26 protein-coding genes are annotated in these 16633 nt (G+C 56.1%); 13 read left to right on the top strand and 13 right to left on the bottom strand.

Annotated elements, in window-relative coordinates:
- Positions 1–12: 12 nt before the first annotated feature.
- Positions 13–501 (bottom strand): cupin domain-containing protein, encoded by a 489-nt coding sequence (locus tag SIB42_RS08175; protein ID WP_082824972.1) that lies wholly within the window; start codon positions 499–501, stop codon positions 13–15.
- A 101-nt stretch (positions 502–602) separates the two neighbouring features.
- On the opposite strand from SIB42_RS08175, the gene SIB42_RS08170 reads away from it, so the two are divergent.
- The 3 genes from SIB42_RS08170 (at position 603) to SIB42_RS08160 (ending at position 2198) form a co-directional block, all read left to right on the top strand.
- The gene (locus SIB42_RS08170; protein ID WP_067093082.1) at positions 603–992 is read left to right on the top strand and encodes a putative quinol monooxygenase; all 390 of its coding nucleotides are present in this window, start codon (positions 603–605) and stop codon (positions 990–992) included.
- A gap of 57 nt (positions 993–1049) precedes the next feature.
- Positions 1050–1373 carry a hypothetical protein gene (locus tag SIB42_RS08165; RefSeq protein ID WP_156485102.1) on the top strand — a complete coding sequence of 108 codons (324 nt, stop codon included), beginning with the start codon at positions 1050–1052 and terminating at the stop codon, positions 1371–1373.
- A gap of 66 nt (positions 1374–1439) precedes the next feature.
- Positions 1440–2198 (top strand): GAF domain-containing protein, encoded by a 759-nt coding sequence (locus tag SIB42_RS08160; protein WP_067093080.1) that lies wholly within the window; start codon positions 1440–1442, stop codon positions 2196–2198.
- Positions 2199–2204: 6 nt separating this feature from the next.
- On the opposite strand, the gene SIB42_RS08155 is transcribed toward SIB42_RS08160, so the two are convergent.
- Positions 2205–3443 carry a glycosyltransferase gene (locus SIB42_RS08155; protein WP_067093079.1) on the bottom strand — a complete coding sequence of 413 codons (1239 nt, stop codon included), beginning with the start codon at positions 3441–3443 and terminating at the stop codon, positions 2205–2207.
- Positions 3444–3775: 332 nt separating this feature from the next.
- Between SIB42_RS08155 and SIB42_RS08150 the strand changes: the two genes are divergently transcribed.
- Complete coding sequence (locus SIB42_RS08150; protein WP_067093078.1) at positions 3776–4327, top strand: hypothetical protein; 552 nt, start codon at positions 3776–3778, stop codon at positions 4325–4327.
- An 83-nt stretch (positions 4328–4410) separates the two neighbouring features.
- Here SIB42_RS08150 and SIB42_RS08145 read toward each other — a convergent pair whose 3' ends face one another.
- From SIB42_RS08145 to SIB42_RS08120, 6 genes are read right to left on the bottom strand one after another with little or no spacing between them, the layout of a single operon-like run.
- Positions 4411–4608, bottom strand: a complete 198-nt coding sequence (locus SIB42_RS08145; RefSeq protein WP_067093077.1) for a hypothetical protein — start codon at positions 4606–4608, stop codon at positions 4411–4413.
- Positions 4586–4750, bottom strand: coding sequence for a hypothetical protein (locus SIB42_RS08140; protein WP_156485101.1), 165 nt, complete (start codon positions 4748–4750; stop codon positions 4586–4588). The genes SIB42_RS08145 and SIB42_RS08140 overlap by 23 nt, the downstream gene beginning before the upstream one ends.
- The gene (locus SIB42_RS08135) at positions 4747–5004 is read right to left on the bottom strand and encodes a hypothetical protein (protein WP_067093076.1); all 258 of its coding nucleotides are present in this window, start codon (positions 5002–5004) and stop codon (positions 4747–4749) included. The genes SIB42_RS08140 and SIB42_RS08135 overlap by 4 nt, the downstream gene beginning before the upstream one ends.
- 52 nt (positions 5005–5056) lie before the next feature.
- The gene (locus SIB42_RS08130) at positions 5057–5866 is read right to left on the bottom strand and encodes a VanW family protein (RefSeq protein WP_067093075.1); all 810 of its coding nucleotides are present in this window, start codon (positions 5864–5866) and stop codon (positions 5057–5059) included.
- A 25-nt stretch (positions 5867–5891) separates the two neighbouring features.
- Positions 5892–6941 (bottom strand): WD40 repeat domain-containing protein, encoded by a 1050-nt coding sequence (locus SIB42_RS08125; protein WP_067093074.1) that lies wholly within the window; start codon positions 6939–6941, stop codon positions 5892–5894.
- Positions 6929–8266 (bottom strand): CobW family GTP-binding protein, encoded by a 1338-nt coding sequence (locus SIB42_RS08120; RefSeq protein ID WP_156485100.1) that lies wholly within the window; start codon positions 8264–8266, stop codon positions 6929–6931. The genes SIB42_RS08125 and SIB42_RS08120 overlap by 13 nt, the downstream gene beginning before the upstream one ends.
- Before the next feature lie 158 nt (positions 8267–8424).
- Here SIB42_RS08120 and SIB42_RS08115 point away from each other — a divergent pair, with 158 nt between their 5' ends.
- From SIB42_RS08115 to SIB42_RS08100, 4 genes are read left to right on the top strand one after another with little or no spacing between them, the layout of a single operon-like run.
- A complete protein-coding gene (locus tag SIB42_RS08115; RefSeq protein WP_413327775.1) occupies positions 8425–9360 on the top strand; it encodes a metal ABC transporter solute-binding protein, Zn/Mn family in 936 nt (311 codons plus the stop codon).
- A 6-nt stretch (positions 9361–9366) separates the two neighbouring features.
- Positions 9367–10137, top strand: coding sequence for a metal ABC transporter ATP-binding protein (locus tag SIB42_RS08110; RefSeq protein WP_067093073.1), 771 nt, complete (start codon positions 9367–9369; stop codon positions 10135–10137).
- A complete protein-coding gene (locus SIB42_RS08105; RefSeq protein WP_067093072.1) occupies positions 10130–10987 on the top strand; it encodes a metal ABC transporter permease in 858 nt (285 codons plus the stop codon). Before SIB42_RS08110 ends, SIB42_RS08105 begins: the two co-directional genes overlap by 8 nt.
- Positions 10988–11026: 39 nt before the next feature.
- The gene (locus tag SIB42_RS08100; protein ID WP_067093071.1) at positions 11027–12292 is read left to right on the top strand and encodes a cytochrome P450; all 1266 of its coding nucleotides are present in this window, start codon (positions 11027–11029) and stop codon (positions 12290–12292) included.
- Between the two features lie 17 nt (positions 12293–12309).
- On the opposite strand, the gene SIB42_RS08095 is transcribed toward SIB42_RS08100, so the two are convergent.
- From SIB42_RS08095 to SIB42_RS08085, 3 genes are all read right to left on the bottom strand, one after another.
- A complete protein-coding gene (locus tag SIB42_RS08095; protein ID WP_231856317.1) occupies positions 12310–12579 on the bottom strand; it encodes a hypothetical protein in 270 nt (89 codons plus the stop codon).
- Between the two features lie 103 nt (positions 12580–12682).
- Complete coding sequence (locus SIB42_RS08090) at positions 12683–12883, bottom strand: hypothetical protein (protein ID WP_067093070.1); 201 nt, start codon at positions 12881–12883, stop codon at positions 12683–12685.
- Between the two features lie 199 nt (positions 12884–13082).
- A complete protein-coding gene (locus SIB42_RS08085; RefSeq protein WP_067093069.1) occupies positions 13083–13307 on the bottom strand; it encodes a hypothetical protein in 225 nt (74 codons plus the stop codon).
- Between the two features lie 564 nt (positions 13308–13871).
- Between SIB42_RS08085 and SIB42_RS08080 the strand changes: the two genes are divergently transcribed.
- On the top strand, positions 13872–14492 hold the full coding sequence (locus SIB42_RS08080; protein ID WP_067093068.1) for a DUF3598 family protein: 621 nt from the start codon (positions 13872–13874) through the stop codon (positions 14490–14492).
- 16 nt (positions 14493–14508) lie between these two features.
- On the opposite strand, the gene SIB42_RS08075 is transcribed toward SIB42_RS08080, so the two are convergent.
- Positions 14509–14871: a hypothetical protein gene (locus SIB42_RS08075; protein WP_231856316.1), complete on the bottom strand. Its 363-nt coding sequence runs from the start codon at positions 14869–14871 to the stop codon at positions 14509–14511.
- Positions 14872–15302: 431 nt separating this feature from the next.
- Between SIB42_RS08075 and SIB42_RS08070 the strand changes: the two genes are divergently transcribed.
- Complete coding sequence (locus SIB42_RS08070; RefSeq protein ID WP_067093066.1) at positions 15303–15503, top strand: chlorophyll a/b-binding protein; 201 nt, start codon at positions 15303–15305, stop codon at positions 15501–15503.
- A gap of 226 nt (positions 15504–15729) precedes the next feature.
- On the opposite strand, the gene SIB42_RS08065 is transcribed toward SIB42_RS08070, so the two are convergent.
- Positions 15730–15933 (bottom strand): hypothetical protein, encoded by a 204-nt coding sequence (locus tag SIB42_RS08065; RefSeq protein WP_067093065.1) that lies wholly within the window; start codon positions 15931–15933, stop codon positions 15730–15732.
- A 123-nt stretch (positions 15934–16056) separates the two neighbouring features.
- Here SIB42_RS08065 and SIB42_RS08060 point away from each other — a divergent pair, with 123 nt between their 5' ends.
- The 3 genes from SIB42_RS08060 (at position 16057) to SIB42_RS08050 (ending at position 16621) form a co-directional block, all read left to right on the top strand.
- The gene (locus SIB42_RS08060) at positions 16057–16245 is read left to right on the top strand and encodes a hypothetical protein (RefSeq protein WP_067093064.1); all 189 of its coding nucleotides are present in this window, start codon (positions 16057–16059) and stop codon (positions 16243–16245) included.
- A 152-nt stretch (positions 16246–16397) separates the two neighbouring features.
- Positions 16398–16502, top strand: a complete 105-nt coding sequence (locus SIB42_RS08055; RefSeq protein WP_074160696.1) for a DUF4278 domain-containing protein — start codon at positions 16398–16400, stop codon at positions 16500–16502.
- Complete coding sequence (locus SIB42_RS08050) at positions 16499–16621, top strand: hypothetical protein (protein WP_413327769.1); 123 nt, start codon at positions 16499–16501, stop codon at positions 16619–16621. Before SIB42_RS08055 ends, SIB42_RS08050 begins: the two co-directional genes overlap by 4 nt.
- The last annotated feature ends 12 nt before the right edge of the window (positions 16622–16633 follow it).

The following is a 16633-nucleotide window of genomic DNA, read 5'->3' as shown; positions in this document are numbered from 1 at the left end:
GCGATCAGCGATTCATTCGTCCCACTCAGTGGTGGGCATCCCCTCCACCGAGGCCACCATCACCCACACGACCGTGGGCTTGTCGCTGTTGTTCTGCACGAAATGAGGTTCCGCCGAGCCTTCGATGAAACTTTCACCGGGCTTGAACACGGTGCTCACCTCCGTGCCATCCGGCTGAACCCGCGTGTTGAGCAGATCCCCGGATTCGAAGCCCTGCACATGCACCAGCATCGGAGCGGGGTGGGTGTGCACAGGAATCTTGCCTCCCACAGGAATCTCCACCCGATACAGGCGCAGCTCCGGATTGCCCTCGGGGTAGCTCAGAGCGGTGCCGTTCAGCGTCTTCGAGCCTTTGAACACCTCCTCGATCTTGACCTCAGTTGAAGCCGACTCGGCAGGCGCAGCAGCCTGGGTGGTTTCACTTCCCCGGTTGGAGCAGCCAGAAACACCCGTGATCAGAACAGAGGCTGCCGCCAGGGCGGGGAGAACGAACTTACGCATGGATTCAGAGGTCAAAACAGACACCTAGTTCAGTGTGACCATGATTCAGTCAGCGGACCCTATTCAGGCAAAAATCAACTACTCCAGAGTGAAGTGAAGTGATGGCCGGATTTGATGCATCCACACCGTTCATGTTGCTGGCCCGCATTCATGTGAAACCGGGCTGCGTGGACGCCTATCTGAAGCTTGCCGAAGCCACCGATACCGCCGTCCAGGCCAGTGAGCCCGGCATGCTGCATCACACCTTTGATCAGGACCCAGACGATCCCCAGGCCTTCGTCTGGTCAGAGGTGTATGCCAATGATGCGGCCTTCGCGGCTCATGTGAGCAATCCACCGGTGCAGGACTATCTGCAACAACACGCCGAGCTGGGTGATGGCTTCAGCGTCGAGGTCTACGGCACCGTCGGCGACGAATGCCGCGCCCTGATGGAGTCGTTCGGACTGCCGCTGAAAATCTTCGCCAGCAAGCTGGGCTACAGCCGCGTCTGATCGTGCCGACAATTTGAGGCGTTTTCACAACCACAAGAGCCAGCAGTTGATGGATGGTTGTCGTCCGTTTCAGTGATCCAACTCACTGCTGAGATCGGAGGATTCGGCCTGAAAGTGATCAAGAGTCGAATCAAGACCACCTTGACACCGCCTGGTTTCCTGCTTGAGATCGCCCTGGATCAAACCTGGCAGTCAGCCGGCAAGAGTCGCGGTGAATCAACACAACACCAGAACGATCGCAGCGGCGATGAATTCAGCCGCAACGAATTCAGCAGCACCGTTCACTGTTTGATCGCAATCCACCGGCTTTGTGAATACAGCAAAGCAGGGTTTTCTCACCGATTCATCTCGAAACTTCACACACATTGTGCAACGCCGTGAATTTCCATTGCTGCATCAGCACGGGTTCTCAACAACACATAACTTGGGGTCCAACTGGGCCAGGCGATGAAAACCGCTCTCATCCCTGAATTTGAACAGGAACGCCTCAAGGCCCTGAGTGAATACAGGATTCTGGGCACTCGCCCTGAGCAGTCGTACGACGACATCACGCACATGGCCTCTCTGGTGTGCGAAACACCGATTGCACTGCTGAGCCTGGTGGACAGCGAGCGCCAATGGTTCAAATCAAAGGTGGGAATTGAAGCTGAGGAAACTCCAAGAGACTGGTCGTTCTGTGCCCATGCCATCCACACCGACCAGCCCCTGATCGTGACCGATGCGCTTCGCGACGAGCGTTTTGTCGACAACCCGCTGGTCTGCGGCGATCCAAAGATCAGGTTCTACGCCGGCTTTCCGCTCAACAACGATGCAGAGCACCGGATCGGCACATTGTGTGTGATTGACCGCAAGCCAAGCCAGCTCTCAGGCAATCAGATGCAGATCATGAAAGCCCTGTCCCGACAGGTGGTTTCGTTCCTCGATCTGAGAAAACGATCGATCAATCTGCTCGAATCTTTCTGCTCTGAAAGCCAGCCATCGGGAATCATCTCCACCTGCAGCTACTGCCGCAAAGCCAAGGATGAGCGTGGCGACTGGGTGCATCTCGATCAGTACCTGGCCAAACGCAGCACCCTGAACTTCTCCCATGGCATCTGCGACAGCTGCATTGAAGAGCACTTCCCGGAAGTGCTGGAAGCCTGGCAGGCAGAGAGACGGGAGTCTGGGCAAGACGTTCAGAAACCAGCACAGGTGATCAGTGATTAAGGCTGATCAGGCCAGCTGACGACCTTTCCAGGTCCAGCCGCGGCCGGTGAGCGTGCGCCACACCGACACCGGTCCGATCGCCCCCAGCAGCAGGCCGCCGGCACCCATCAGCCACCAGTAGGTGAGCGGAACATCAAAGCGCCGGCGCTGCCAGAAGCGCAGGGCCAACTGCTGCCCAATCCCCAGCAATGACAACCCCGACAACAGCAGCCACCAGAGCGATAGCTGGGGCAACAGCCAGAACAACACAAGCGCCGAGGGCAGCAGCAGCCAGGGAGAACTGAACATCAGCACCACCACACCGGCGGCGGCCAGTGCCTTGCCCACGTCGCGATCGAGACCGATCAACCAGTTCTTGGTCCACCCCTCCCAGAGCGATGGCAGATCGGCATACATGCGCAGATCCACCGCATCCAGACCGAGCAGGTAGCGCAAGCGGAAGCCGCCCCCCTTGATGCCCCTGGCCAAAGCCAGATCCTCCACCACCTCTGACGCGAGGGCGCGATGCCCGCCAATCGCCTCATAGGCACTGCGGCGGAACAGCATGAAAGGCCCTGCCGCAAATGCCACCTCTGAATCAGGGTCATTGGTGGCCTCAATCGGAAACCCCAGCCCCAGAAGGCTGGCCATGATCGGTTGGACCATCCATTCCGCCAGGCAGCCACAGCCAAGCCGCGGCGCCAGACTGAACAGATCCGCTTCCTCCCGGATCGCCTGAGCCAAGGCACGGCGCAAGGCCTCGGGCCGCAGACGCACATCGGCATCGATGAACAGCACCCAGTGGCTGCGCACCTGCTCCATCGCTCGGGTGCAGGCCCAGTTCTTGCCCACCCAGCGCTCACCGCGGGGACGGGGGCCGGCCCTGAGCAGTTCAAACGGCAGCCCAGCAGCGCTCGAATCACTGGCTGTGCTCGCAGCTGCTGTGCGCATTGCTCGTTCGGCGGTGAGATCCGTGGACTCGTCATCCACCACCAGCACCTGCCAGTCATGGCAGGGAGGATCACTGGCCAGCACACTGCTCAGGCAAGGACCGATGTTGTCGGCTTCGTTGTAGGCGGGGATCACCACACACAGCGAGGTGTCCGCTGGATCAAGTTCAGGCGCTGCCTCCAAGCAAGGGGCGATCGAAAACACCCGCTGCAACCCCACGAGGGCAATCAGCAAACCAGCGCAGGCGGCAAAAGCGGTGGCCACTAACAACAGGGCTGCGACGAAAGAGAAGTCAAGGGGAGCAGTCAGATCCATCACGCCGGTTCAAGCCAATTGCTGGGGTGCCTCTGAGTCCATATCCAACGCCCACACAAAGCCCCATGACGACTCATGATTTTGTCGTATCCAGATCACAAAGGAGAGCAGCTCATAGCCCCAGATCCTGGAGCAATACTTAAACTTCCTACAAGGCCGTAAGCGATCTTTCGCTGAGAGTCGCAACAATACAATTCAACAAGCAAAGCAGTCCGAATCTGATTCTTCTCCATACAAGAATCAGAGCCAGATTTCAAAAGAACCCGAATATGGCAAAACAAACAAATGATATGGTCATCAATCGCTAAGACCAACGTGCAAAGCAAGTCACTGTGAAGACCAACAACCGATGGAACAGCCTGCGATTTTCAGCCTATTTGATCGGACTGCTATGCACAGGGTGCACAATCCCAAACCAGAACATCGCCTTCAATAGCGGAACAATCAAACGCGTTTACTGCTCTGCAAACTCAGTTGGATTTGACTTTCATATTGACCGCCTAACAGGAGAAGTCTTCAGCTACAACAAAAAGACCAAATCTCTCGTCGATTTCAACCTTAAAGACGAAGTGCCCTTCGCTTCTTTCATTCCAAAAAGTCAATACAACGATATCTCCAACAATCTAGAAATGATTAATTTTAAAACAGAAATTTCTGACAACGTTTTTGTCTTCACAATGTCCCCAACGGAAATATCCTTTGTAGACGGTTTTATATCACTGACACTGGATCTCGATACACTTGAAATCGACCTTGATGCCGACGTACCTGATTCACCAGTCCCAGTGGCTGTAATCACACCAATCATCAACGATCAAATCTCTTGTGAGTACATCACACCCGAATCAACGAAAGTCGAGTCCTTGGCCGCAACAGGAAATTGATTGCCCATTCAACTGCAATCAGCCCAGAGACAACCACTGGGAACGGGTAGCTGAGTCCACATCAACGCCGAAGCTCTAATTATTCAGTTCAACAGCACAGCCCCCGTCGCCAGCAGATCACGGCGGTAGCGACCGAGAGCAGAGCGACTCACATGGGCGACCTGGGAGCAGCCATTCATCCAGAACTGCACGCAGACCAAATCCTCCCCACAGAAATCCTCCGCACAACTGTTGATGGATCGACTGGAGGAGGTGCTCTCAGAGCAGGAGGCAGAACCCATGGATCAGCAACAGGTGGTGGCATGACACCGCAGCCGAACCAACGCTGATGTGTGGTCGATGACAGATCAGAGATCCGGGTTCCATCGCCGTGATCAACCGGTAGCCGACGCCACGAAAACAAACTGCTGCGGCACGGTTCACCGTTGAGGCTGACCTGCCTTGCCCCCGGATCCACGTCTGTTTCTGTATCCCTGAGCTTCAGCGAGATGGCGCAGAAAAACGATCTGATGACGATCGGGAATTCCTGCAGCCCCGATCAGGCCCAGCATCCCGAACAGAAGACCGGCGACAAACCACGACCGGCTGTTGCGAGCCTTCTGCCGCGCAATCGTCGCGGCCAGGAAGGCGCTGGCCAGATGGGAAGCGGCAATCAACAGCAGCAGCATCCAGTCCATGGGCAGAGAGACAGGTCACTTCAACTAGCTAGCCACAACCACAGCACCTGGCTCAAGCTGCTGTCAACAACGGCTCGTACATCATGAGGGCATGGTTTTCAACCAGCAGCTTGTCTGAGCTGGAACCATCCAGATCATGCCGGATCTGGAAAATCTGATTGTGCCTGGAATAGCCGCCCCAGATCTGTTGCTTGATCTGGTGATGGCGCTCTTCCAGGGTGTAAGTCGATGAATAGTTGGTGTCACAGAAGAGCTCACCATGCAAATGCTTCTCATCCAGCCATAAGTGAATACGAAAGCAATAGGCCGTGTGATTGGTCAACTGCAGGTCGACATAGTTGTAAGCCAATGTTGCTCCAGCCCCGAAAGGAATCGATCGATTCACATCAGGAAAAACATCAAAGCCATGCCGCCAGCGCTCGCTGATCGTAAGTGGACTGTGCCCTGCGATCCAGAACAAAAGATTTCCCATCTGGCAAAGTCCCCCACCCGGACCTTGAGCAATCCTTCCCTGTTTCAAGACCAAACCATCCAGATAGCCTTTCCTTCTGGTCGGCCGACCCACCAGCTTCCACACTGAAAATGTCTCGCCAGGACGCAACACAACTCGGTCCAATCGGGCGATAGCCAGCTCGAGATTCCTGCGCTTGTTGTGCTGAAGCTGAAGGTCCACTCCTGGCAAGGGACGCAGAATCAACGACTGATGACTGAACTTCAGATGGTTGATCAACAGGGAGTCCGAGCGTGAAGCCCAGCTCTGGCCTCCCATCAACCAGTGGACCTTTCGTTTTGCAATATGAAACTCTCGACCCAGCACATGCCGGATCCTGCTGCGCTGTATGGGTTTGGGAAGTTCAAACATGCCCAACAGAGAGCTGGATCAGAGATCAGCCACGAATTTTGAAGGGCCACACTGAGACTCGACCATCGGAGTCAATCGCCGCCAGAGCGGTGTCATCCGGTTTCCAGCACACCGCACTGATCTTCTCAGCAGTGAAGGCTCCCCCCAGCGGATTGCCATCCCCATTGTGATCAAGCAGCCAGACAAACACCGATCCATCCCTTGCACCTGAAGCCAGGATCCGTCCTTCATGCGCGAAAGCCAGGGTGGAAATGGCTTCGGGGTGGAGCACAAGCTGACCAGGCAGTGATCCTTCAGGACCATCACCTTGAAAATTCCAGACAATGATCTGATCACTGCCACCGGTGGCCAGAAACTGACCGCTTTGATCAAACGCCAGCTGGCTGGGCTTACCTGGATAGCCGGTCATCTCAGCATCCATGCCGGTTGAACGGCGCCAGAAATGCACGGAATTGTCTTGGCTACCGCAGGCCACGATGTCTCCGCCGGGACTCAGCACCATAGAGACCAGTGATCCCTGCCATTTCAATTCCTGAGCAACTTGTTGCCTGGTGATGTCAAAGAAGCTGACCTTCCCATAACAAGCGGTGGCCAGCTCATCGGGCTTCGACCAGGCGATCGAACTCACGGTGCTGGCGTGTTCTTCAGTGCACCATTTCTCAACACCATCAGGGTGATAGATGTGAACGTTTTTTGATGCAGCAACCGCCAGCATGTCGCCGCTGCCTGACCAGGCCAGATGCTCAACCCAGCTCCGCCCAGGATTGATCGAGTGCAGGATTTCCCCCTGCTGACTATCCCAGATCAAGACGCATCCATCCTGGCCGGATGTGGCGAAACGATCCCCTTTCGGATGAATCGCCAGAGCCAGTAAACCGCCCTGGTGAATGTTGTTCTTGGTCCAGATCAGTTCACCGGTCTTGCCTGCAAACAGAGACAGTCCACCGGCGACATCACCGACCAGCAGATTGTCTCCATCGCCCGTCCATCCACAGGCCAGCGCGTAGTCATCAACCTGGGCAGTCCAACCCTCATGAAGCATGCCCTGGGGGGCAAACGTCTTCAGATCAGGCATTCGTCAAAGTCCTTGCGCATCTGGGCTTCATCGAGATTACGGCCGATGAACACGAGCTGATTGCAGCGCGGCGCATCTCCCCACTCCTGCCCCGGCTGGGCGGTGAACAACATGTGGACCCCCTGAAACACAACTCTGCGGGATTCGTTCTTGTAACTGATGAATCCCTTGGTCCGGAAAATATCAACACCCTTTTCAGCCAACAGTGTTCCAATCCACTGATTGAGCTTTTCAGGATCAACATTGCCCTGACGCTCAATGGCGATGGAACCGACTTCATCATCATGCTCGTGCTCTGCGACCCAGACGCGCTCTTTGATCGGGCTCACCGCTTGCCCAGCCTTGATGATCTTCAGGTCAAATTCCTCTGCCGTGTGCTGGGCATAGAAACCGATCGTTTCCTCATTCTTGACTTCAAATAGAAACGACTTCGTCCCCTTCGACTCCAACTCCAGACTGAGATGTTTGTTGGCAGCAATCGAATCGCCTGGCTTGAGAGATTGCGCGGCCTGGGCGAAGAGTCGAACACACTGCTCTGCGCTTTGCTTCAGCGCATCTTCATCCGCTTTCTGACCGGGGATGGCAACCAGAGACATCTCAGGGTCTGGCCCATCATCGAGAGTCATCTCGTAATTTCCTGGCTCAAGCTGGTAAACACCGGTCCATTCAAAGGGATATTCCGGCTCAAGAAAGGTGGGACGACGCTCCAGAATCTGGTCAAGATCGAAGGCGCTCAGATTCAACACCGTTTCAACTGGAACTTCAGCCTGTGTGCTGCGAACCACACGGGCCATCGTGTTCATATCACGCAGGCGTGACTCCAGCTTCACCAGTGATTCCTCTGGAACAAGATCAGACTTGTTGAGGATCAACACATCAGCAAACGCCACTTGCTCGGAGCTTTCATTGCTTCGCTCAAGCTGTTGATCAATATGTGCAGCATCAATGAGCGTGACAATTCCATCAAGGGTGAATTCATCACGGATCTCATCATCCATGAAAAATGTCTGCGCAACTGGACCGGGATCAGCCAGCCCAGTTGTTTCAACCAAGACGTAATCGAACTTGTCACGTCGTTTCATCAGGTTGCCAAGAACTCGGATCAAATCCCCACGCACTGTGCAACAAATGCACCCATTCGACATTTCAAAGACCTCTTCATCGGCGTTGATGACAAGCCCTTGATCAATGCCAACTTCCCCATATTCATTCTCAATCACAGCAATGCGCTTGCCATGTTCTTCGCTGAGGATTTTATTCAATAATGTTGTTTTTCCAGACCCTAAATAGCCGGTCAGAATCGTAACGGGTACTTTTTGATACATCTACATTGGGCGTCTTGCTTTCACAACGCTAGTAAGCACAGTCAACCGCCGCGATAATGATTATCATTTTTCATCAGTGGGCTCGATTGAGCTCTGAACTTCAAACCTGTCCTGGCTTTCGGAACCGAATGGCTTCTGTGTTTTCGCGTCTAAGCGCAATGTCGCTTCTGTTTGGCCTTGTGGCCTGCGGTGCTCCTGGTGTCAACAACACTGATGCGACCCAAAGCAAGGAATTGAAAGTGGTCAGCACTTTCCTGCCGATCACATTGTTCACCGAAGCGGTGGCTGGCGACTGCGCAGATGTCACAGCCTTGATTCCACCCAACCTGGGACCCCACGACTTTCAGGCCACACCATCCGACCTGACGGACCTCAGTGGCGCGAATGTGCTGGTCAAAAACGGACTGGAGATGGAGGAATTCCTCGACGACCTAATCGACTCCGCTGGCAACAAGGATCTTGTCGTGATTGATTCCAGCCGCGGCGTAAAGACCATCAAAGCCGCTGGAGGTGGTCACCACGACGACCATCACGATGATCACCACGATCACGGCCATGGACACAGCCACGGTGAATACGACCCGCACATCTGGCTTGACCCGGTTCGCGCCGCTCAGCAGGTCGAAAACATCCGAGATGGTCTTGTCCAAGCCGATCCCAGTTGCGCTGAGGGATACAGGAAGAACGCTGCTCAGTACACCGCCAAGCTCAAAGAGCTAAATACGGAATTCACCGAGAAGCTCAAGCCCTACAGCGGCAAGACGTTCGTGGCCTTTCACGACTTCGCGACCTACTTCGCCAACCGTTATTCGCTGAAAGCGGAATTCCTGGTTGACCTTCCCGAGATGAATCCCAGCCCGGCAGATCTGCAACAGGTGGCCGCTCAGGTCAAAGCTTCAGGCCTTAAAGCCCTGCTCAGCGAGCCTCAGGAGGGCAATCGTTCCTTCAATGCCTTGGCGAAAGATCTCCGGGTGAATATCGTTGAATTCAACCCGCTTGAGACCGGCTCAGCAGAGTCCGCCAAAGTTCCTGGAACTTACTTTGAGGTGATGCGCTCCAACGTCAACAATCTGGTCAAAGCCGTTGGGGACTGACGTTTGATGCCCAGCCCGGTGGTGGTAGTGAGCGACCTGTCGGTTGAACGTTCAGGTCGTCTAGCGGTGGACAAGGTTTCTTTCGAACTCCAGAGTGAGAGCGAGACCGCCGTGGTTGGACCCAACGGTGCCGGCAAGAGCACCCTGGTAGCCGCCTTGCTTGGCCTGCTGCCCCGAACAGCCGGTCAGGTGCAGATTCTGGGCAAACAGCTCTCGCCCAACGGCGACCTTCCCGGTGCCATCAGATCCCAGATCGCCTACGTGCCGCAAAGTCTTTCCCTACAGGGACGCTTCCCTTTGAGCGTGGCGGAGTTCGTCGGCTTCGGGTTTGACCCGCCAGGGCCACGTTGGCCCTGGCATCAACATCGCAAACGAAAAAGTGCCATTGAGAAGGCCCTGGATCGCACCGGTTGCATCGATCTGAGAAACCGTCTTCTCAGTGAACTGTCTGGGGGTCAGCTCAAACGCGTGATGCTCTCGTTCTGCGTTGTTCGGCCCCGTCAACTCCTGGTGCTCGATGAAGCACAGGCCGGTCTTGATGTGCCATCGAACGAACGCTTTCAACAGCTGCTGCTGGAGTTGCGGCGTCAGGAGGGATGGACCGTTCTGCACGTCTCTCACGATCTCGACATGGTGCGCCGCAGCAGCGACCAGGTTCTGGGACTGAATCGTCGCCTCTGCTGCAGTGGTTCACCGGACCACACCCTGACTCCTGAACGACTCGTTGATCTGTATGGACCCAACATGGTTCCGTACAGGCATCAGTGTCATGGTTGACACTCAAGCGCTGGTGCTTGTTCTCGCCGAACCCTTCATGCAGCGCGCGCTGATCGGCGGCCTGCTCACCGGAGCGCTTGGCGGTTTATTGGGCAGTGTTGCCGTGCTCAGGGAACTGTCATTTTTCAGCGATGCCCTGGGGCATTCCGCCCTGCTGGGCATCACGCTGGGAATCCTGATCGGCGTGAACCCCACGCTGGTTCTGATCCCCTTTGCGGTGGTGTTCGCCATCCTGGTGAATCAGCTGGTGGAGCGCAGCTCCCTCCCCACGGATGCCCTGCTGAACATTGTGTATTCAACGTCTCTTGCGGCTGCCATTTTGTTCCTCAGCCTGGTGGAGAGCTATCGGGGCGGTATTCGCCAGCTGCTGTTTGGAGACATCCTCGGGGTCAGCAGTCTCGACCTGATCGTGATCGGCATTTTGCTGGCAGCGGCACTGCTCTATCTGAGCCTGAGCATGCGTGCACAGGTGCTGCTCACCCTGAATCAGGATCTTGCCGGTGCCGTGGGTGTGCAGACCCGATGGCACAGACTGGCCTTCATCGTGCTGCTCGCCGTGGTGGTGGCGGTGTCTATCAAGGCGGTTGGCGTGCTCCTGATCAGCGCCTTTGTTGTGATTCCCTCCTGCGCAGGCCGTCTGCTCTGTCGACGTTTTCCGATCTACGTCTTCGTCTCCTCGATCCTGGGAGGCACCTGCGCATTGCTGGGGTTGTTGGCATCCGGACTCACCAACCTTCCCTCAGGTCCCTCGGTGGTGATGGTGCAATTCCTGGGATTCCTGATCGCCCTGATCCTCAGTTCACGCGTCTTCAGCCGGCCATCAACGACAGCACTTGACCCACAGATCTGAGCCAAGCCGATAGGTTCTCGTGGCAACCAATCAGCTTCCATGAGCGTCGCGACATGTCCCAGCACCGGTGCGGTCACGGGCCTCAGGGAGACACTCGACTTCTTCAGTGATCCTGGCTTCGCCAGCAAACGCTTCGCAGCTCATGGCGATGTCTTTGAGACCCGCTTGCTGGCTCAGCGCATTGTGTTCATCCAGGGGGAGCGGGCCATTTCCGATCTGCTGAAGCAGGGAGCAACCCTCGAGGGTTGGTGGCCAGGCAGCGTGCGTCAACTACTCGGCAGCCGGTCGCTGGCCAACCGCAGCGGCCCTGCTCACAAAGCCCGCCGTCGCGTGGTGGGGCAGCTGTTTTCCAGCGGTGCACTCTGCCGCTATACCCCATCGATCCAGGGTTTGATCGAGGAACTGATCCTTGAGCTGCAGCAATCTGAGACTCCGCAGCCACTGGCCGCCAGGATGAGACGCTTCGCGTTCGCCGTGATCGCCAGCACCGTGCTGGGGCTGGAAGCCAGCGATCGCGATGCTCTGTTCGCTGATTTCGAGATCTGGACCCAGGCCCTGTTCTCCATTCCACTGGCGATACCGGGGACTCCCTTTGCCCGGGCACTGGCTGCACGGGAGCGGTTGCTCACCAGCCTGAAAACGGTGCTGCAACACAGCGACTCCAGCCAGGGAGGGCTGGATCTGCTCAGTGGCGGGCTCGATGAAGTCGACATGCCACTGGATGACGACGACCTCGTGGAGCAGTTATTGCTTCTGTTGTTCGCTGGTTATGAGACAACGGCATCATCGCTGAGCTGTCTGTTCCGTGCTCTGCTGCTCAACCCAGACGTGGAGCAATGGCTTCTGCCGGAGCTGCGGTCATCACCTTGGCCTTTCGAGGCCTCCCATCGATCACCCCGCCTGGATGCCACGGTTCTGGAAGTGATGCGGCTCACGCCACCGGTGGGAGGTTTTTTTCGACGCAATCTGCAGCCGATCCGGTTGGCCGATTTGGAGATTCCCCAGGATCGGGTGATTCAGGTGGTGCTGGGTTCCAGAACCGCAGAGGATTCATCTGACATCGCCGCATTTAGGCCGCAGCGCCATCTGGATGGGTCGTTCACTCAAACCCTTCTCCCCTTCGGAGGCGGTGAGCGGGTCTGCCTCGGCAAGGCCCTGGCCGAACTGGAGATCAAGCTGATGACCGTGGGGCTGATCCAGAAGCTGCAGCTGCATCTCGTGCCCGATCAAGATCTCTCGTTGAAGCAGATTCCCAGCCCGACCCCGCGTGACGGGCTGTTGGTGAGCGTGACACCACGCCAATGAGAACTCTGCGCAAGCCGTCAGGACGCCTTGGAGGAATGATGCCGACGTCGCCTGGCTCGGCGAGGCTTGCCTGCGGCCTGGGAGCTCTGCCTGAGATAGATCTTCCGGCCGTTGGAGTCCAGGCGGTAAAGACCTCCGCGTGGCCCTTTGTGAACCAGATCCTGCTGTTCGGAGGCAACCGCCTGAAGCGTTCGTTGCTTCAACGATTGAGAATCATCCGTGGCCAATTGTTGATCGGATTCTCCGAAAAACAACGACTTCAGAAACCCAAAGACGCCCTTAATCATGGAAGGGTGAAATGCTTCCCTACTTAAACGTCACCGTCAAGGCCCTGAAGATCACAGCTGTTGATCGATGAAGATGAACGCGACCCAATCAAGCCGCTCAGCTTCACTGTTCATCAATGATTGGATCATTCTGCGTGAGTCTGTCCAGCAGATCAGGGTCGCCGACGATCACACGCCGGCAGCCGTCTTGGCCCGTATAGGTGAGCCGACCGGCTTCATCGACCCTGAGGGCGGTCAGTGGCGTGATCAGCTCCGGTTCCAGCAAGGGGCTGTGCAGCAGCAAGACTCCATCGTCCTCTGCCATCACTGGAAAAACACGTGCGCTTCATAAAAAAGTTCCCAAGGTTTTCACCTCAGGAACTGGTGCTCTCATGAACTTCTCAACCGCAACAAGATTCCTACAGCGCCCAGAATCTTCACAGGGGGAAAACCGCCTGCACAGGGTCGGTTGTCCAGACAGCAAGAGATGCAACTCCTCCACTGCTTCACACATCAACAATCAACTAAGCGACCCAGCGATCGGCGTCCATGATCGTTTTGATCAGCAATCCAAGGCGCTTGAACTCAGCAAAATTGAGGTCTTTCACAGCTTGATCAAGACCACAATCAACCCAATCACCATCTTGTTTCTCATAGATCGTGAAGTCCTGATCAAGCGACTCACGCCGAATGCAATAGGTGAGTCCATCGTCATGGAGAAACTCAGCTGAGTGAAGTTGCAAAGCCATGCATCTCGAGCCTCAGGGGGTGTCTTATTGGCACGGAGCGTAAAACTCAGCGCTTCAGTTCGAGATCCAGGCACGCCGTCTTCACTCTCCAGGGATTCACCGGGATCAGGTAATGCGCCTTCATGCTCATTGCTTTTGTAGCGACCGACACCAAAACTATGTTGATCGAGATCGGAGGCGCTGATAACAGCCGACACTCCACCCAACCAGATCGCAGAAGCCTTCTGACTTTCTGGCCCCCTACTCCAACAGTTTCCACCCATCCGTGAGGCTGGTCCTTCGACAGGCAGATATCAGGTGCGCCACGTCGATCGACACTTCATTACACCGCCGCAGGTGCCCCGGAGCAGCATCAGCCCCACCTCTGGACGTCATGGCCCCAGGGACGCCACAGCCAGTTGCTTCGCACTCCTTCTTCCACCGACGTTGATGGAGTGAACCTTGCGAGGACGAGCGAGTTAGGCCGTCTCTTCCATCCGGAAGGGGAGGCCTTCCGTATTGGATGCATCACGGCTGACCGCTTAGGCCGCCACGATTGGTGGTCGACCAACACCACTTGAAGCCATGCATGACCCCCGCGCTGCGCTGCTGCAGCACAACAGCGGACACTGGAAGGGGTGCTTCATTCGGCTGGGCAGCAGCGGCAATGAGGACGATCGTTTCCCGACATCGCTGAAGGTGCAGGAACGCGATGGCGTGATCGAAAACTGCCTCACCTATATCTCCTCCGGAGAGCAGCGGTCGATGAATTTCGAAACCGTGCCGTTCACGATGCAGGTGAATTCAAGTGGCGGCTGGTCACTCGGCCCGAGTGCAATCACTCCTCTGGCCTGGGTCGGTGAACTGAGCGTCGTCCATGGCGAAGAACGGCGGCGGGTTGTTGCACGCCATGGATTTCATGGTCTGGATCAGGTGGTCTATATCGTTGAAACCAGGCAAGACAGTGAACCAGTGGCACCGGCTCAGCCATTGCAGTGCACGACAAGGACCAGCGGCAACTGGGTGATCTGGCAACCCGAGCCGCATGTGGAGCTGTTGCTCGATGCCAGAGATCGGCAAATGGGAGATTCCACGGCCTGCGGCCTGCGCTGGATCACTCCCCAGGGGCAAACCCATCAGATCGTGCGGCGCTACGACGCCAACGGATACCTCGAGACCCTCTCGGACGCTGACATCTGGGGATGACGGTTCGGAGTGATCATCAGCTGCAGAAATCTTCCAGCATCGATTGCCTGCACTCAGAAAGAGTCATGCCATAAACAATGGCGTTCCCGTTGTCGACATTCCGGAGCCCGAAGGAACCTGCAAATCCACGCAGCATCCATTCACCGCCTCGTGTGTCTTTGTAGAAGCCGACATTGCGCGCAACACCGTCTTTGTAGCGAGTGAACACATCACTCGCACCGTCTTTCCATTCCAGCTTGAACACGCCGCAGGGAGCACCGCTGCACAGAAAGGCTCGCCTGCAGTCAATACTTTGGTTGTTGTAGAGGCAGCGCGACCACTGATCCGCCCTGGCAGGTCCCAGCGAGCCAAGGGCAATCACATGCAAAGCGAAGGTCATCAACAGTGAAAACCTGGTGGATGAATTCAATCCAGTTCCCAGCATTCACTGCCATTCCTGGTCATCAGACACACAAGACCCGATTCCCTGCTGATCACCCGATAGGTGTGGCCATCTGCATCACTTTTGGATCTTGCATGCCAAAGAGCGTGGTCCTTGGTGTCATGCAAGTCTGTCTGATGCCAGCCCGCGTCAGTGAGCTCTTCAATCTGAAACACAAGATCTAGAGGAATCTGCCATCAAGATGTGCGGCTGAAACGAACATCTTGAGAAGCAACGGAAAAATGTCGGGATTGGTTCATCTCAAGTCGCAGTTGATCAATCAATCGGGCTGAAATGCCCTGGCCGACAGACAATCCCGCCAAACCGCCATCGGATGCGTTGCATTCCGTCACAAAAGACCTTAATATTCCTTCATAAGCGCAGATGCAATGAGTTCTTCTACATCCACCCAAGACCAGTGGTATCAAGATGCAGCTGCGAGCCAGATCAAAGGTGAGCGACTAGTGCGCGCAGAACTGTTGAACGGTCGCGTTGCCATGCTCGGCTTCGTGATCGGAATTCTCACTGAAGCGCTGACTGGTCACGGCATCTTCAGTCAGATCACTTTCGGAATACTTGGCCTCAGCTGATCGCTGTAGTCACACCTGAAGCAACGGACAAAATCTCCGCAGCACTCTCTGCGGAGATTTTTACTGGAAACGATCCAAAGTCAGACATCAACTGAACGACATCCCCAACACTTCAACTCAAGATTGGAGTCGGTATCAATGAGATCTTCTAAGTAAATGATAGCGACAATGACGTCCTGAATGTGCTTTTCATTATGAGAGCTTGAACAACACCGTCATCGGCCACTTACTCGTCCTTGGTTTGGCCTGATGCGGCGATTCTGGCGTCCGCCCAGCGCGCGAAGAAATAAACCCCCACAAACAAGGGCGTGTAGGCCAGCCACATCCGTTCGGGAGCCAGACCGCTGTTATTGATCACAGTCAGTCCGCCATATCCCACCAGGAAATAGATCACGGCCCGTCGAAGGGCACTCACCTGCTTGGGATTCATGTCGCGGCCAACGTTGGCCTCATCTTAAGAAGCCGAACCACGCCGCAGAACTCGCAGACTGTCGCGATTGCCACGACCAAAGCCGGGCTGGACGTCAAGCATGCATCCAACTGCTGGCAGCCCATGACCAAAGAACAAGCGATTGCACTGATTGGAGCCGCGGTGGATTACAGCCGGCAGCGCTGCAGAGTTCTGCACAGCACCGACCGTCGCGTCGACGCCGATGCAGTTCGCAGTGAATTCGAGGAATGGCTGAACCCCTCCGGAGATTGCCTGCCGTTGATGCCCTGCCCGCTTCCGGAGGAGAGTTAAACGCTCCGTGTAGCGGCGCGAACGACCTCACTGTTGACCAGCCTGCTAACAAATCTGGTTGAGACTCTGAACATCGTTCACCTCGTCCCTGGCGAGGCGCAGTACGACTCAGGCCATGGAACGGGGACCTGAGCTTGCTTCGAGGAACCACCATGACACTGACCTACCGCGGCCAGCAGTACGCGCAGAACACCGCTGTCGCCAAAAGCAGCGAGCGTCCTGAACTCGTGTACCGGGGCCAGAAAGTGGCCAGATGAGTTCCGCCGAACTCCGGCACAACGCCCTGCTCCGTCAGGGCTTTTTTCATGCCTCTGCACCATCCCCTGAAACTCACCTGCAGGGTTCTGCTGCTGAGCCTTGGCTTCGCCATCACTGAAGCGGCCACCAG

Source organism: Synechococcus sp. MIT S9508 (assembly GCF_047303045.1).
GTDB lineage: Bacteria > Cyanobacteriota > Cyanobacteriia > PCC-6307 > Cyanobiaceae > Synechococcus_C.
Note: the sequence above shows the minus strand (reverse complement) of the source record. Positions and strands in the feature narration are given on the sequence as shown.